This is a genomic window from Pseudomonas sp. NPDC089743 (assembly GCF_044748785.1).
In the GTDB taxonomy this organism is placed as follows: domain Bacteria; phylum Pseudomonadota; class Gammaproteobacteria; order Pseudomonadales; family Pseudomonadaceae; genus Aquipseudomonas; species Aquipseudomonas putida_X.
Window position 1 is genome coordinate 218,410 of the sequence record NZ_JBIVGS010000006.1, and the last position, 16,308, is coordinate 234,717.

The window sequence follows — 16,308 nt, forward strand, 5'->3', positions numbered from 1 at the left end:
TGCCAAGGCCGGAAGCCGTAGTACCCAATCCAACGAGGAATTCGTCATGGCTTTGACCGTTAACACCAACACCACCTCTCTGGGCGTTCAGAAAAACCTGAACCGTGCTTCCGATGCACTGAGCACCTCGATGACTCGTCTGTCCTCCGGCCTGAAAATCAACAGCGCCAAAGACGATGCCGCCGGCCTGCAGATCGCTACCCGTATGACCTCGCAGATCCGCGGTCAGACCATGGCGATCAAAAACGCCAACGACGGTATCTCCATCGCCCAGACCGCTGAAGGCGCGATGCAAGAGCAGACCAACATCCTGCAGCGTATGCGTGAACTGGCAGTCCAGTCGCGAAACGACACCAACAGCACCGAAGACCGTGAAGCGCTGAACAAAGAATTCGCGCAGATGTCCGACGAGCTGAGCCGTATCGCCAACTCCACCCAGCTGAACGGTAAAAACCTGCTGGACGGTTCCGCTGGCGTTCTGACCTTCCAGGTCGGCTCCAACTCCGGTAGCAACAACCAGATCAGCATCAGCCTGGACAGCGGTTTCGACGCTGCTACCCTGAGCGTTGACTCGGCTACCATCGCCATCACCGGTTCCACCAGTGACGAAGCCGAAGCCAGCATGAACGCTGCGCTGGACGCCATCGACGCCGCTCTGCAGACCATCAACTCCACCCGTGCTGACCTGGGTGCTTCGCAGAACCGTCTGACCAGCACCGTCAACAACCTGCAGAACATCAACGAGAACGCCGAAGCCGCTCGTGGCCGTGTACAGGACACCGACTTCGCTGCTGAAACTGCCCAGCTGACCAAGCAGCAGACCCTGCAGCAAGCTTCGACCTCGGTTCTGGCCCAGGCTAACCAGCTGCCATCCGCTGTACTGAAGCTGCTTCAGTAATCGCCGATGGTGACCGGCGGGGAAGTGCATAATGAGGCGCTTCCCCGCCTTTTCGTTGCGAGGTGGTAAGTCATGGACATGAGCGTCAAGTTGAACCTGTCCTACCCGACTGCTCGATCGGCCGAACAGGTCGGCGACAAGCCGGTTTCCCGGTCGGCCGATGCGCCCCGCGGCAGTGACACGCTTGAACCCAAGGCAGTCAGCGCTGCCGAAAAAGGAACCGATGCCGAAAAGGTCAAAAGCGCCGTATCGGAAATCGAAAAGTTCCTCAGTTCGACCCGACGCAACCTGGAATTCTCCACGGACGAAGAATCCGGCAAGATCGTGGTCAAGGTCATCGCCAGTGAAACGGGTGAGCTGATCCGCCAATTGCCCTCCGAAGAGGCGCTGCGGATTGCCCACAGCCTGAGCGATGTAAACAGTCTTTTGTTCGACGCCAAGGTCTGACCGGCGGCGAATGCTTCAAGGCGAGTTCATGTCAGTCTTGCAGGAGCAGGTCTGACGTTGCGAAGAGAGGGATTACTGTATGGCGAGTACCATTGTCTCCAGTATCGGCCAGGGTACCGGGCTGAACATTACCGAGATGGTCGAAGCGTTGGTGTCAGCCGACACTGCGGCGAAAAAGGCGCAGATTACCCGGCAGACCAGCAACAACACCGCGATGATCTCCGGCGTGGGCTCGCTGCGCAGTGCCCTTACGGCGTTCCAGGACGCCATGAAAAAGCTCAACGACTCAACTGCACCGGCGTTCAACGCCTATGCGGCGACCTCCGCGAACGAAGCGGTGGTCAAGGTCACCTCGAGCAATACTGCCGTGGCTGGCAGCTACAGCATCGTGGTCGACAAGATGGCCACCGGTTCCAAGGTCGCCAGCCAGCCGTTTGCCGGCGGCTCTGCCTCGGCCATCAGTGAAGGTCAGTTGACCGTCAGTCAGGGCGGTAATAACTGGACGCTGGATATCGCCAGCGGCGCCACCCTGGAAAGCGTGCGCGACCAGATCAACAAGGAGCTTGGTGTTCAGGGCGTATCGGCCAACATCATCAATGGTGAGGGCGGCGCACGCCTGGTGCTCAGCTCTACCACTACCGGTGAGGGCACTGACCTTTCGCTCAGTGGTATCCCTGAGCTGGAGATCGACGGCACGGCGAAAATGTCCGACACGGGCGCCGGCTATATCACAGCCCTTGCCCAGGATGCGGAACTGACCATCGATGGCCTGAAAGTCACCAGTGCGACTAACACCATCGACAATGCCATCAGTGGCATGAAGCTGGAGTTGACCGGTGTCAGCGCTTCCCCGACCAGCCCCACTCAGATCACCGTGGCGGCGGACAACGACGGCCTGCAGAAGTCTATCCAGTCGTTCGTCGATGCCTACAACACCCTGCAGAAAGCGATCACGTCGCTGACCACCACCAGCCGTGATGCCAATGACAACCTGGTACTCGGCCCGCTGACCAACGACCCGACCACGCGTTCGTTGCTCAACGATGTGCGCAAGGTGCTCAGCGAGGTGGGGGCTGGCGACCAGCTGACCAGCTTGAGCCAGTTGGGTATCAACACCACCAAGGACGGCACCTTGGAGTTCAACACCACCAAGTTCACTGCCGCCATGAACGACAAGAAGCTTGGCGCCGAGGTGCAGGAGCTGTTTACCGGTACCAACGGTATCTTCGAGCGCATGAACAAGGCGATCGACCCGTACAATGCCACCGACGGCAGCCTGGCTACGCGCAAGGCCAGCCTGGACAAGGTCGCCAAGAACCTGGCTGACCAGCAGACCGCGCTGGATCGGCGCACCGAGTCGCTGACCGAGTCGCTGACCAAGAAGTACGTGGCGATGGACACCGCGGTGGCCAAGCTCAACGCTCAGGCCAACCAGATCAAGGCGGTCTTCGATGCCCTCAACGCTCAGGCCAAGAATTCCTGATCGGCCCTGAGTGATGAAAGCCCGGCAGCGTCTTGCGACGCGCCGGGCTTTTTGTTTTGGGCCTAAAGTTTTTTGACGTACCGGCGATACACAGGGTACAAGCAACCTTTTTCGCAGCAACGAGGTAGATCCATGAACCCGATGTTGGCCCTTCGGCAGTATCAGAAAGTCAACGGCGTGGCCCAGACGTCCGAAGCCAGCCCGCACCGCCTGGTACAGATGCTCATGCAGGGCGGTCTTGATCGCATGGCTCAGGCCAAGGGCGCGATTGCGCGCAACGATGTCGCCCAGAAGGGTATCCTCATCGGCAAGGCCATCGACATCATCGGTGGCCTGCGTGAAGGCCTGGACCTGGACAATCATGCCGACACCCTTGCCGAGCTCGACAGCCTGTACACCTACATGAGCCGGCGCCTGATCGAAGCCAATGTGAAAAGCGACCCTGCCATCATCGATGAAGTGGCGCGTTTGCTGATCACCGTCAAGGAAGGTTGGGACGCGATCGGCGATCCGTCGGCGGCTTCCTGAGCAAGGAGGATGACATGAGCGAAGTAATCACCCGTATCGAGCAAACCCGTGAGCTGCTGCTGTCTGCGCTGGCCAGTCGGGACTGGGATGCGGTGGGGGAGCTGGACCTGGAGTGCCGTCTGCGCATCGGTGACTTGCTCGACGACGCTCAGGGCAAGGAGGCCGAAGTGCGTGACAGCCTGGAGCAGTTGCTGGGGGTCTACCGGCAACTAATCGAAGTTGCAAGCGGTGAACGTCAATCGGTAGTCGACGAGATGGTGCAAATCCGTCAGGCGAAAAACGCTGCTAAGGTATACCATCTGTTCACTTGACCACAGATGTCCTAAAAGCCGTGCGCCATTAATTTGACTGCATGCTTTTTTTTGACTTTACTAGTGGCTGTTTTCGAATTTCAGACGTCCGAACACTGACCATTCAGTCTGAATGATGTCGCGCACGCCTTCGGGCGCCGATATGACTAGGGAAGTTGCTATTGCATGTGGCGTGAAACCAAGATTCTCCTGATCGATGACGACAGCGCCCGCCGCCGCGATCTGGCGGTGGTCCTGAACTTTCTCGGCGAAGAAAACCTGCCCTGCTCCAGCCAGGATTGGCAGCAGGTGGTGGGGGCGTTGTCTTCCAGTCGTGAAGTGCTCTGCGTGCTCATCGGAACCGTGAATGCTCCAGGCAATGTGCTTGGGTTGCTTAAGACAGTGGCTGGGTGGGATGAGTTCCTTCCGGTGTTGCTGATCGGCGAAATTTCTTCTGCGGAGTTCCCGGAAGAGCTTCGTCGTCGCGTGCTGTCCAACCTCGAGATGCCGCCCAGCTACAGCCAGCTGCTCGACTCCCTGCACCGGGCTCAGGTCTATCGCGAGATGTACGACCAGGCCCGTGAGCGCGGCCGTCAGCGCGAGCCTAACCTGTTCCGCAGCCTGGTTGGCACCAGCCGCGCCATCCAGCATGTTCGGCAGATGATGCAGCAGGTCGCCGACACCGACGCCAGCGTACTTATTCTTGGTGAGTCCGGTACTGGCAAGGAAGTGGTCGCGCGCAACCTGCATTACCACTCCAAGCGCCGCGAAGCGCCGTTCGTGCCGGTCAATTGCGGGGCGATCCCGGCCGAGTTGCTGGAGAGCGAACTGTTCGGCCACGAGAAGGGTGCGTTCACGGGCGCCATCACCAGCCGTGCCGGGCGTTTCGAGCTGGCCAACGGCGGCACGCTGTTCCTCGACGAGATCGGCGACATGCCGTTGCCGATGCAGGTCAAGCTGCTGCGTGTGCTGCAGGAGCGTACCTTCGAGCGGGTTGGCAGCAACAAGACCCAGAGCATCGATGTGCGCATCATCGCCGCGACCCACAAGAACCTTGAGACCATGATCGAGGGTGGGACCTTCCGTGAAGACCTGTACTACCGCCTCAACGTGTTCCCGATCGAGATGGCGCCGTTGCGTGAGCGTGTGGAAGACATTCCGCTGCTGATGAACGAGCTGATTTCGCGTATGGAGCATGAGAAGCGTGGCTCGATACGTTTCAACTCGGCTTCGATCATGTCGCTGTGCCGGCACGGTTGGCCGGGTAACGTCCGGGAGCTGGCCAACCTGGTCGAGCGCATGGCGATCATGCACCCGTACGGGGTGATTGGTGTGTCGGAGCTGCCGAAGAAATTCCGCTACGTCGACGATGAAGACGAGCAGTTGGTCGACAGCCTGCGCAGTGATCTGGAAGAGCGCGTGGCTATCAACGGCCATGCGCCGAGCTTTGCCAGCCATGCCATGCTGCCGCCTGAGGGGCTGGACCTCAAGGATTACCTGGGCAGCCTGGAGCAGGGGCTGATCCAGCAGGCGCTGGACGATGCCAACGGTATCGTGGCGCGGGCGGCTGAACGTTTGCGTATTCGCCGCACCACCCTGGTGGAGAAGATGCGCAAGTACGGCATGAGTCGCCAGGGCGGTGAGGAACAGGCGGAAGATTGACTTCGCCTGTACCGCCCATATCGCCGGCAAGCCGGCTCCCACATGGATGTGCGCCGGCTTTAAGAAATGTGCTTGCACAGGTAAAGCGCAGGCCTGAAGAACTGCGCGGTCGCGGTGGGAGCCGGCTTGCCGGCGATAGGGCCCGAGCAGGCAGCACAAACCCCCAGCCCCGGCACGGCTATTGCTACACCGCTGGCATCACACCGTTTTTATGACGGTCAGCCACGCGAGAGAGCACGATGCCCCAGGCCGCCCACTTTTCCCGAGTCCCTGATCCGCAGGGGCCTACCCCCGTCGAACAGGAGAGTCGACAGGGGCTGGAGCAGGCGTTCGCCCTGTTCGACCAGGTCTCCACCCAGCTCAACCAGTCCTACAGCATGCTCGAGGCCCGCGTCAGTGAGCTCAAGGGTGAACTGGCGGTAGTCGGCGCCCAGCGCATGGCCGAGCTGAACGAGAAAGAGCGCCTGGCCAATCGCTTGCAGAACCTGCTGGCCCTGCTGCCCGGCGGGGTGATCGTCATCGATGACCAAGGCCTGGTACGCGAAGCCAATCCGGCGGCCTGCGAACTGTTGGGTGAGCCCTTGCTCGGCCAGTTATGGCGCCAGGTGATCGCCCGCAGCTTCGCCCCGCGCAAGGATGACGGGCATGAGGTGTCCCTGCGCGATGGCCGCCGTTTGTCCATTGCCACGCGTTCGCTGGATGCCGAGCCAGGGCAGTTGGTGCTGCTCAATGACCTGACCGAAACCCGTCGCCTGCAGGACCAGTTGGCACGCCATGAGCGCCTGTCGTCATTGGGGCGCATGGTCGCTTCGCTGGCCCATCAGATACGCACACCGCTGTCGGCAGCCATGCTCTATGCCAGCCACCTGGCCGAAGACGAGCGTGAGCTTGCGCCAGAGACCCGCCGGCGTTTCGCCGGCAGCCTCAAGGAGCGTCTGCACGAACTGGAACACCAGGTGCGCGACATGCTGGTGTTCGCCCGCGGCGAGCTGCCACTGGGTGACCGGGTGAGCCCAAAGGGCCTGTTCCAGGCCTTGCAGCAAGCCGCCCAGCCTCATGTCCAGGGCCATGCCGTGCGTTGGCAGTGTGACAGCCACTTGGGTGAGTTGCTGTGCAATCGCGACACCCTGGTCGGCGCCATCCTCAACCTGATCGAGAATGCTCTGCAGGCCAGCGTTGGCGCTGCGCGGCTCAAAGTGCACCTGTATCGGCGCGAACACACCCTGCACCTGTGCATCAGTGATGCCGGCAGCGGCATCGATGCCGACCTCCTGGGGCGGCTCGGTGAGCCGTTCCTCACGACCAAGGCTACCGGCACCGGGCTCGGCTTGGCCGTGGTCATGGCCGTGGTGCGGGCGCACCACGGTAAGTTGCAGCTGCGCTCCAGGGTCGGGCGCGGCACCTGTGTGAGGGTGGAGTTGCCATTGATCGGCGGGCAGCCTGCGGAGGTCGCATGATGCTCATCAAGGTGTTGTTGGTCGAGGATGACCGGGTACTGCGCCAAGCGCTTGGCGATACCCTGGAGATCGGCGGTTTTGCCTATCGCGCTGTGGGCAGCGCTGAAGAAGCGTTGGAGGCGGTGCAAAGCGACGGCTACAGCCTGGTCATCAGTGACGTGAACATGCCGGGCATGGATGGGCATCAGTTGCTGGCGCACCTGCGCCGCCAGCACCCGCAATTGCCCGTGCTGCTGATGACTGCTCACGCTGCCGTGGAGCGCGCTGTCGAGGCGATGCGCCAGGGCGCTGTGGATTACCTGGTCAAACCCTTCGAGCCCAAGGCGCTGCTGAGCCTGGTCGAGCGTCACGCCGCCGGGCGCCTGAGTGCGGCCGAGGACGATGGGCCGGTGGCCTGCGAAGCTGCCAGCCGTCAACTGCTGGAGCTTGCCGCGCGTGTGGCGCGCAGCGATTCGACCGTACTCATCTCGGGTGAGTCGGGCACGGGCAAGGAAGTGCTTGCGCGGTACATTCACCAGCAGTCGCCGCGTGCGGCGCAGCCATTTGTCGCGATCAACTGCGCGGCCATCCCGGACAACATGCTCGAGGCCACTTTGTTCGGCCACGAGAAAGGCGCGTTCACCGGCGCCATTGCCGCGCAGGCCGGCAAATTCGAGCAGGCTGAGGGCGGCACGCTGCTGCTCGATGAGATTTCTGAAATGCCTCTGGGCCTGCAGGCCAAGCTGTTGCGTGTGTTGCAGGAGCGTGAGGTTGAGCGGGTAGGGGGGCGCAAGCCGATTACCCTGAACATCCGCGTGCTGGCAACCAGCAACCGCGACATGGCCGGTGAAGTGGCGGCCGGGCGTTTCCGTGAGGACCTGTTCTATCGCCTGTCGGTGTTCCCGTTGGCCTGGCAGCCGTTGCGCGAACGTGCCGGCGACATCCTGCCCTTGGCCGAGCGCCTGCTGGCGCGGCACGTGGCGAAGATGAAGCATGCGCCGGTGCGTCTGTCGGCGGCGGCGAAGGCCTGCCTGCAGGCCCATGCCTGGCCGGGCAATGTGCGTGAGCTGGACAACGCGTTGCAGCGGGCGCTGATCCTGCAGCAGGGTGGGGTGATCGAAGCGGCGGATTTTTGTCTGGCCGGCGCCATTCCCTTGTCGGCGGTTGCACCCGCCACGCCGCTGCCCGTCGCGGTCGAGCCGGCAGCTGATGCCGGTGGCCTGGGCGATGACATGCGCCGCCACGAGTTCCAGATGATCATCGACACCTTGCGCGCCGAGCGCGGTCGCCGCAAGGAGGCTGCCGAGCGACTCGGCATCAGCCCGCGTACCTTGCGCTACAAGCTTGCGCAAATGCGCGACGCCGGACTGGACGTGGAAGCCAGCCTTTTTGGGTGAGCTACAAGCTACAAGCTACAAGCTACAAGCAAGAGCAAGAGCGCCGCAGTCCAGCTTGCAGCTTGCAGCTTGCAGCTTGCAGCTTGCAGCTTGAAGCTTGCAGCTTGCAGCTAGCTGGCACTGTTGTTGCTTTAGAAGGGCTATCCGCCGCATGAGTGTCAAAAAAATGCGGCAGCCGGAGAGAGAAGTTCATGAGCCAAGGTGTTGAATTCAATCGTCTGATGCTGGACATGCGTGCCATGCAGGCCGATGCCATGTCGCTGCCCAAAGCCACTGCCGCGCCCGAATTGGCAGAAGGCCAGAGCAGCTTCGCCGACATGCTCGGCCAAGCCATCGGCAAAGTGCACCAGACCCAGCAGGCGTCGACCCAGCTCGCCAATGCATTCGAGATCGGCAAGAGCGGCGTCGACCTGACTGACGTGATGATCGCTTCGCAGAAAGCCAGCGTTTCCATGCAAGCGCTGACCCAGGTACGCAACAAGCTGGTCCAGGCGTACCAGGACATCATGCAGATGCCGGTTTGAGGACGGAAGTAAGTCATGGCTGAAGCAGTCGTCGATAACGTCCCCGCCAAAAGCGGCCCGTCAGCGTCCAAGCCGCCGCTGTTCGGCATGGCGTTTCTGGAAAACATCTCGCAGATGCCCATGCTGCGTCAGGTCGGCCTGCTGGTCGGGTTGGCGGCGAGCGTGGCGATCGGCTTCGCCGTGGTGCTGTGGTCGCAACAGCCCGATTACCGGCCGCTGTACGGCAGCCTTGCCGGTATGGACACCAAGCAGGTCATGGATACCCTGGCCGCTGCAGACATCCCCTACAACGTCGAGCCCAATTCCGGTGCTCTGCTGGTCAAGGCCGACGACCTCTCCCGTGCGCGCCTGAAACTGGCAGCCGCAGGCGTTGCGCCTAGCGACGGCAATGTCGGCTTCGAACTGCTCGACAAAGAGCAGGGCCTGGGTACCAGCCAGTTCATGGAAGCGACCCGTTACCGCCGCAGCCTGGAAGGCGAGTTGGCCCGTACGGTCTCCAGCCTGAACAACGTCAAGGCCGCACGCGTGCACCTGGCGATCCCGAAAAGCTCGGTGTTCGTGCGCGATGAGCGCAAGCCCAGCGCCTCGGTCCTGGTCGAACTGTACCCGGGCCGTTCCCTGGAAGCCGGCCAGGTGATGGCGATCGTCAACCTGGTCGCCACCAGCGTGCCCGAGCTGGACAAGTCGCAGGTCACCGTGGTCGACCAGAAGGGCAACCTGCTCTCCGACCAGCTGCAGGACACTGCATTGACCATGGCCGGCAAGCAGTTCGACTACAGCCGCCGTATGGAAGGCATGCTCACCCAACGTGTGCACAACATCCTGCAACCGGTACTGGGCAACGACCGCTACAAGGCCGAGGTCTCTGCCGACCTTGACTTCAGTGCAGTGGAATCCACGTCCGAGCAGTTCAACCCGGACCAGCCGGCGCTGCGCAGCGAGCAGTCGGTCAACGAGCAGCGTGCCAGCAGCTCGGGGCCGCAAGGTGTGCCTGGCGCGCTGAGCAACCAACCGCCGGCAGGTGCAGCAGCGCCTGAAAACGCCACCGCCGCAGCCCCTGCTGCCGGTGCGGTCCAGCCTGGCCAGCCGCTGGTGGATGCCAACGGCCAGCAGATCATGGACCCGGCCACCGGCCAGCCAATGCTCGCGCCATACCCGGCCGACAAGCGTCTGCAAACCACCAAGAACTTCGAGCTGGACCGCTCGATCAGCCACACCCGCCAGCAGCAGGGTCGCCTGACCCGCCTGTCGGTGGCGGTAGTGGTCGATGACCAGGTCAAGGTCGACGCCGCTGGTGAGACCACCCGCGCGCCGTGGGGCGCCGAGGACCTGGCGCGCTTCACCCGCCTGGTGCAGGACGCCGTGGGCTTCGATGCCAGCCGGGGCGACAGCGTCACGGTGATCAATGTGCCGTTCGCTGCCGACCGCGGCGAAGAAATCGCCGACATTGCGTTCTATCAACAGCCGTGGTTCTGGGACATCGTCAAGCAAGTGTTGGGCGTGGTGTTCATTCTGGTACTGGTGTTCGGCGTGCTGCGCCCGGTACTCAACAACATCACAGGCGGCGGCAAGCAGGCTGCTGCAACGGACAGCGACATGGAGCTGGGCGGCATGATCGGTCTGGATGGCGAACTGGCCAACGACCGCGTCAGCCTGGGTGGCCCGACAAGCATTCTGTTGCCAAGCCCGAGCGAGGGTTACGAGGCACAGCTCAACGCAATCAAAGGCCTGGTGGCCGAAGACCCGGGCCGTGTCGCCCAGGTCGTGAAAGAGTGGATCAACGCCGATGAGTGATAACCGAGCCGTTACCGCCAAGCTGAGCCGCACCGACAAAGCGGCAATCCTTTTGCTCTCGCTGGGTGAAACCGATGCCGCCCAGGTGCTGCGGCACATGGGCCCCAAAGAAGTCCAGCGGGTCGGTGTGGCCATGGCTCAGATGGGCAACGTGCACCGCGAGCAGGTCCAGCAGGTGATGAGCGAGTTCGTCGAGATCGTCGGCGACCAGACCAGCCTGGGCGTAGGGTCCGACGGTTATATCCGCAAGATGCTCAACCAGGCCCTGGGCGAGGACAAGGCCAACGGCCTGATCGACCGCATCCTGCTGGGCGGCAATACCAGCGGCCTGGACAGCCTCAAGTGGATGGAGCCGCGGGCGGTGGCGGATGTGATCCGCTTCGAGCACCCGCAGATCCAGGCCATCGTGGTCGCCTACCTCGACCCTGATCAGGCTGGCGAAGTGCTGAGCAACTTCGACCACAAGGTGCGCCTGGACATCATCCTGCGCGTGTCCTCGCTCAACACCGTTCAGCCAGCGGCGCTCAAGGAACTGAACCAGATTCTCGAGAAGCAGTTCTCGGGTAATTCCAATGCCGCACGCACCACCCTGGGTGGCATCAAGCGCGCCGCCGACATCATGAACTTCCTCGACAGCTCCGTGGAAGGTGCGCTGATGGACTCGATCCGCGAGGTCGACAACGACCTGTCGGAGCAGATCGAAGACCTGATGTTCGTCTTCAACAACCTGGCCGATGTCGATGATCGCGGCATCCAGGCGCTGCTGCGCGAAGTGTCCTCCGATGTGCTGGTGGTGTCGCTCAAGGGCGCCGACGAGCGGGTCAAGGACAAGATTTTCAAGAATATGTCCAAGCGTGCTTCGGAGCTGCTGCGCGACGACCTCGAGGCCAAGGGCCCGGTGCGCGTCAGCGACGTGGAAACGGCGCAGAAGGAAATCCTCACCATTGCCCGACGCATGGCCGAGGCCGGCGAGATCGTGCTCGGCGGCAAGGGCGCCGAGGAAATGATTTAAGCGGCAAGCCACACGCTGCAAGCGACAAGGGAAAGCCAGACGCTGCACAGCCTGCTTCTTCTTGCAGCTTGCAGCCCACAGCTTGCAGCTCATCCCGCTTTCAACACCAGGCATGCCAATGTCCAGCAAAGAACAGCACCCCAGCGACCTGATTCGCGCACGTGACCTGGAAGGCGTCGATGTGTGGGCACTGCCCAGCTTCGACCCTGAGCCGGAACCGGAGCCGGAACCGGAACCCGAAATCATCGAGGAAGAGGTCGAGGAAGTACCGCTGGAGGAAGTCCAGCCACTGACCCTTGAAGAGCTCGAAGCGATCCGGCAGGAGGCCTATAACGAAGGTTTCGCCACCGGCGAGCGCGAAGGTTTTCACAGTACCCAGTTGAAGGTGCGGCAGGAGGCCGAGGAGGCGCTCAATGCCCGGCTGGCCGACCTGGAACAGCTGATGACGCACCTGCTCGAGCCGATCGCCGAGCAGGACACACAGATCGAGAAGACCCTCGTTCACCTGGTGGCGCACATGGCGCAGCAGGTGATCGGTCGCGAACTGCGCAGTGACTCCAGCCAGATCACCCAGGTACTGCGCGAAGCGTTGAAGCTGCTGCCCATGGGCGCGGACACTATCCGCATTCACCTCAACCCCCAGGATTTCGAACTGGCCAAAGCCCTGCGCGAACGCCATGAGGAGAGCTGGAAGCTGTTTGAGGATGACGCCCTGTTGCCAGGGGGTTGCCGCATCGAGACCGCGCACAGCCGCATCGACGCAACCATGGAAACCCGCATCGAAAAGGCCGTGGCCCAGCTGTTCGATCAGTTGCACGACCAGGCCCTGCACCCGGCGGCGCCGGATGTATCGATCGAGTTGGGCGCCGACGATGCGCCTTGACCGCACCAGCTTCGGCAAACGCCTGGGTGGCTACGCCGAGGCGATCAAGCTGCCCGTGCAGCCGGTGGTCGAAGGCCGTCTTCTGCGCATGGTCGGCCTCACCCTGGAGGCTGAAGGCCTGCGCGCCGCAGTGGGCGCACGCTGCCTGGTGATCAATGACGACTCGTACCACCCGGTGCAGGTCGAAGCCGAAGTCATGGGGTTTGCTGGCAGCAAGGTCTTCCTCATGCCGGTCGGCAGCATCGCCGGTATCGCCCCCGGGGCGCGGGTGGTACCGCTGGACGACAGCGGTCGTTTGCCCATGGGCATGAGTATGCTTGGCCGGGTGCTCGATGGCGCCGGCCGAGCCCTGGACGGCAAGGGCGGGATGAAGGCTGAGGATTGGGTGCCGATGGACGGCCCGATCATCAACCCGCTCAACCGCGACCCGATCAGCCAGCCACTGGATGTGGGCATCCGCAGCATCAACAGCCTGCTGACCGTCGGCCGGGGCCAGCGCCTGGGCCTGTTCGCCGGTACCGGTGTCGGTAAATCGGTGTTGCTCGGCATGATGACTCGCTTCACCGAAGCCGACATCATCGTGGTCGGCCTGATTGGCGAACGGGGCCGCGAGGTGAAGGAGTTCATCGAGCATATTCTGGGTGAAGAGGGGCTCAAGCGATCGGTGGTGGTCGCGTCCCCGGCCGACGACGCGCCGTTGATGCGGTTGCGTGCGGCCATGTATTGCACACGCATCGCCGAGTACTTCCGCGACAAAGGCAAGAACGTCCTGTTGCTGATGGATTCGCTGACCCGTTTCGCCCAAGCCCAGCGTGAAATCGCCTTGGCCATCGGCGAGCCGCCGGCGACCCGTGGTTACCCGCCATCGGTGTTCGCCAAACTGCCCAAGCTGGTGGAGCGCGCCGGTAATGGTGAGCCCGGCGGTGGTTCGATCACGGCCTTCTATACCGTACTGTCCGAAGGCGACGACCAGCAGGATCCGATCGCCGACTCGGCGCGTGGCGTGCTCGATGGCCACTTCGTCTTGTCCCGCCGGCTGGCCGAGGAAGGCCATTACCCCGCGATCGATATCGAAGCCTCGATCAGCCGGGTGATGCCGCAGGTGGTCGATGCCGATCACCTGCGCCAGGCGCAGAAATTCAAGCAACTGTGGTCGCGCCTGTCGCAGAGCCGCGACCTGATCAGTGTCGGCGCCTATGTGGCAGGCGGCGACCCGGAAACCGACCTGGCCATTGCGCTGCAGCCGAAACTGGTGGACTTGCTGCGCCAAGGGCTGGATGAAAATGTCGGTATGGAGCAGAGCCGACAGCAGCTGGGGGCTATCTTCACGCCTCCGGCGAACGGTTGATAAGCCATGAGTACGCCTGGTCGTGCCGCGCGTCTGCTGCCAGTGGTGCAGATGGCCGAGGAAGCCGAGCGCAAGGCAGCCCAGCGGCTGGGGCATTTTCAGCAGTTGGTGGCCCAGGCCCAGGCCAAGCTGGCCGAACTTGAGTCGTTCCGTGAGGGCTATCAGGCGCAATGGATCGACCGCGGTGGCCAAGGCGTCAATGGCAGCTGGCTGGTCAACTACCAGCGCTTTCTAGGCCAGCTCGAAACGGCCATGACCCAGCAGCGCCAGAGCCTGACTTGGCACCAGAACAACCTGAAGAACGCCAGGGGCACCTGGCAGCAAGCCTATGCCCGGGTGGAGGGCCTGCGCAAACTGGTGCAGCGTTACCAGGAAGAGGCGCGCCGCGCCGAAGACAAGCGCGAGCAGCGCTTGCTGGATGAATTGTCCCAGCGATTGCCAAGGCAAGGTCACATCTAGCTTGCAGCTTGCAGCTTGCAGCTTGCAGCTTGCGGCTTGCGGCTTGCAGCTTGCAGCTTGCAGCTTGCAGCTTGCAGCTCTGCCCCCTGCCTGCTAAACCTTGAACTGTTGCATTCGCCATCATCGAAGGAATCGCTAGCATGGCAGTCGAGACCGATTTTTCGCAGGACGAGAAAAAGCTGACGATCAAGATCAAGGGTCGTTTCGATTTCGGTAAGCATCAGGAGTTTCGCGATGCTTACGAGCGTCAACCCAAGCGCCCGGACTCGGTTGTGGTCGACCTCAAAGACACAACCTACCTGGACAGCTCGGCCCTCGGCATGTTGCTGCTGCTGCGTGACCACGCCGGGGGCGATGAATCGGACGTGCGCGTGGTGCATGCCAGTTCAGACGTGCGCAAGATCCTTGCCATATCCAACTTCGACAAACTGTTCGCTATCAGTTGAGCGTCATGGCGCCGGCCGAACAGCCATTGACCGTGCTGGTGGCCGAAGACGGGGCCACGGACAGGCTGTTGCTGGCGCAGATCGTGCGGCGCCAGGGGCATCATGTCTATACCGCGGAAAACGGTCAGCAAGCTGTTGAGCTGTTCGCCGAAAAGCGTCCGCAACTGGTTTTGCTCGATGCCCTGATGCCGGTCATGGACGGTTTCGAAGCCGCGCGACAGATAAAGGTGCTGGCCGGCGAAGCCTTGGTGCCGATCATCTTTCTGACTTCGCTCAATGAGGAAGAGGCCCTGGTGCGTTGCCTGGAGGCGGGCGGTGACGACTTCATGGCCAAGCCCTACAGTGCGGTGATCCTTGGCGCCAAGATCCGCGCCATGGACCGCCTGCGCAGGCTGCAGGCCACGGTGCTCGAGCAGCGGGACCTGATTACCCGGCATCACCATCACCTGCTCAACGAGCAGCGGGTGGCCAAGGCGGTGTTCGACAAGGTTGCCCATTCTGGCTGCATCACGGCGCCGAACATTCGTTTCCTGCAGTCGCCTTACGCACTGTTCAATGGCGACTTGCTGCTGGCGGCGTTCACCCCGTCCGGCGACATGCATGTGCTGCTGGGTGACTTCACCGGGCATGGGCTGTCTGCCGCAATCGGTGCCATGCCCTTGGCGGAAGTGTTCTATGGCATGACAGCCAAAGGCTACGGCCTGGCGCACATGCTGCGTGAGATGAACGCCAAGCTCAAGCGCATCTTGCCGGTGGACATGTTCTGTTGCGCACAGCTGCTCAGCCTGAGCGTGCAACGCGGTTCGGTGGAGGTGTGGAACGGGGGCATGCCGGATGGCTACCGCCTGTCGCCTGGCGGTGAGGTGCTTTCCATGCTGGGTTCGCGCCACCTTCCGCTGGGCATCCTGGCGCCTGAACGCTTCGATGACAGTACCGAGGTGTTGCCGCTGGCGCCGGGGGAGCGGGTGTTGCTGCTCTCCGACGGCGTTGTGGATACAGCCGACGAAGCGCAGACGTTGTTCGGTGTCGAGCGCCTGCGCGCGGTGCTGGCGGCCAACCGTGATCCGGCGCGGCTTTTCGACGAGGTGATGGAGGCGCTGGAGCGCTTCGGCGGGCGCCCCAGGGATGACATCAGCCTGTGCGATATCCGAATGTTCACCGCCCAGGAGCGGGTGCCGGCGCCAACCATCTATTCTGATAGTGGGCGCTCCAGCCCGTTGGACTGGTCGCTAGGCTTCGAGTTGCGCGGTGAGAGCCTCAAACGGTTCAACCCGGTGCCGTACCTGGTGCAGTTGCTGCAGGAAATCCACGGTTTGCGGCCCCGCACCGGCGCCCTGCACAGCGTGCTCAGCGAGTTGTATTCCAATGCGCTGGAGCACGGTGTGCTGCGCCTGGATTCGCGGCTCAAGCGGGATGTGCATGGGTTTGCCGACTACTATCAGGAACGCGCCCGCAGGCTCGCTGCGTTGACCGAGGGCAGCGTGCGCATCGATTTGAAAGTGGAACCGATGGCCGAAGGTGGTCGTCTGATGATCGAAGTCCGTGACAGTGGTGCGGGGTTCGATGTGCAGCGGGTGCTGGCGCGTCCTGCCCGTGAGCACGGGTTGAGTGGTCGTGGGTTGCACCTGGTGCGGCGCCTTGGCAGCCGTGCCGGGTGGGGTGAAGGTGGCCGTTGCGCATGGGTGCAGTTCGATTGGTGAG

The 16,308-nt window shown here is 62.5% G+C and carries 16 protein-coding genes; all 16 read left to right on the forward strand.

What is annotated here, in order from left to right; all coding sequences use genetic code 11:
* Window positions 1–46: 46 nt before the first annotated feature.
* The 16 genes from ACIPZC_RS13695 (at window position 47) to ACIPZC_RS13770 (ending at window position 16,307) form a co-directional block, all read left to right on the forward strand.
* Window positions 47–898: a flagellin domain-containing protein gene (locus tag ACIPZC_RS13695; RefSeq protein WP_387527626.1), complete on the forward strand. Its 852-nt coding sequence runs from the start codon at window positions 47–49 to the stop codon at window positions 896–898.
* 72 nt (window positions 899–970) lie between these two features.
* Window positions 971–1,345 carry a flagellar protein FlaG gene (locus ACIPZC_RS13700; RefSeq protein WP_400627475.1) on the forward strand — a complete coding sequence of 125 codons (375 nt, stop codon included), beginning with the start codon at window positions 971–973 and terminating at the stop codon, window positions 1,343–1,345.
* Between the two features lie 79 nt (window positions 1,346–1,424).
* Window positions 1,425–2,828, forward strand: a complete 1,404-nt coding sequence (gene fliD, locus ACIPZC_RS13705) for a flagellar filament capping protein FliD (protein WP_400627477.1) — start codon at window positions 1,425–1,427, stop codon at window positions 2,826–2,828.
* 132 nt (window positions 2,829–2,960) lie between these two features.
* Window positions 2,961–3,356: a flagellar export chaperone FliS gene (gene fliS / locus ACIPZC_RS13710; RefSeq protein ID WP_400627479.1), complete on the forward strand. Its 396-nt coding sequence runs from the start codon at window positions 2,961–2,963 to the stop codon at window positions 3,354–3,356.
* A gap of 14 nt (window positions 3,357–3,370) precedes the next feature.
* Window positions 3,371–3,667, forward strand: a complete 297-nt coding sequence (gene fliT / locus ACIPZC_RS13715) for a flagellar protein FliT (protein ID WP_400627481.1) — start codon at window positions 3,371–3,373, stop codon at window positions 3,665–3,667.
* A 165-nt stretch (window positions 3,668–3,832) separates the two neighbouring features.
* The gene (gene fleQ, locus ACIPZC_RS13720) at window positions 3,833–5,308 is read left to right on the forward strand and encodes a transcriptional regulator FleQ (RefSeq protein ID WP_241804581.1); all 1,476 of its coding nucleotides are present in this window, start codon (window positions 3,833–3,835) and stop codon (window positions 5,306–5,308) included.
* 239 nt (window positions 5,309–5,547) lie between these two features.
* On the forward strand, window positions 5,548–6,765 hold the full coding sequence (locus ACIPZC_RS13725; protein ID WP_400627483.1) for a sensor histidine kinase: 1,218 nt from the start codon (window positions 5,548–5,550) through the stop codon (window positions 6,763–6,765).
* Window positions 6,765–8,141 (forward strand): sigma-54 dependent transcriptional regulator, encoded by a 1,377-nt coding sequence (locus ACIPZC_RS13730; RefSeq protein ID WP_267824047.1) that lies wholly within the window; start codon window positions 6,765–6,767, stop codon window positions 8,139–8,141. The genes ACIPZC_RS13725 and ACIPZC_RS13730 overlap by 1 nt, the downstream gene beginning before the upstream one ends.
* Before the next feature lie 191 nt (window positions 8,142–8,332).
* Complete coding sequence (fliE, locus tag ACIPZC_RS13735) at window positions 8,333–8,665, forward strand: flagellar hook-basal body complex protein FliE (protein ID WP_012315525.1); 333 nt, start codon at window positions 8,333–8,335, stop codon at window positions 8,663–8,665.
* Window positions 8,666–8,680: 15 nt separating this feature from the next.
* Window positions 8,681–10,459, forward strand: a complete 1,779-nt coding sequence (gene fliF / locus ACIPZC_RS13740) for a flagellar basal-body MS-ring/collar protein FliF (protein ID WP_400627485.1) — start codon at window positions 8,681–8,683, stop codon at window positions 10,457–10,459.
* The gene (gene fliG / locus ACIPZC_RS13745; RefSeq protein WP_012315523.1) at window positions 10,452–11,471 is read left to right on the forward strand and encodes a flagellar motor switch protein FliG; all 1,020 of its coding nucleotides are present in this window, start codon (window positions 10,452–10,454) and stop codon (window positions 11,469–11,471) included. The genes fliF and fliG overlap by 8 nt, the downstream gene beginning before the upstream one ends.
* A gap of 118 nt (window positions 11,472–11,589) precedes the next feature.
* A complete protein-coding gene (gene fliH / locus ACIPZC_RS13750) occupies window positions 11,590–12,354 on the forward strand; it encodes a flagellar assembly protein FliH (RefSeq protein ID WP_400627487.1) in 765 nt (254 codons plus the stop codon).
* A complete protein-coding gene (gene fliI, locus ACIPZC_RS13755; protein ID WP_267817709.1) occupies window positions 12,344–13,702 on the forward strand; it encodes a flagellar protein export ATPase FliI in 1,359 nt (452 codons plus the stop codon). Before fliH ends, fliI begins: the two co-directional genes overlap by 11 nt.
* Window positions 13,703–13,708: 6 nt before the next feature.
* A complete protein-coding gene (gene fliJ / locus ACIPZC_RS13760) occupies window positions 13,709–14,161 on the forward strand; it encodes a flagellar export protein FliJ (protein WP_241804576.1) in 453 nt (150 codons plus the stop codon).
* 140 nt (window positions 14,162–14,301) lie between these two features.
* Window positions 14,302–14,607, forward strand: coding sequence for an STAS domain-containing protein (locus ACIPZC_RS13765; RefSeq protein ID WP_012315519.1), 306 nt, complete (start codon window positions 14,302–14,304; stop codon window positions 14,605–14,607).
* Window positions 14,608–14,612: 5 nt separating this feature from the next.
* Complete coding sequence (locus ACIPZC_RS13770) at window positions 14,613–16,307, forward strand: SpoIIE family protein phosphatase (protein WP_400627490.1); 1,695 nt, start codon at window positions 14,613–14,615, stop codon at window positions 16,305–16,307.
* The last annotated feature ends 1 nt before the right edge of the window (window position 16,308 follow it).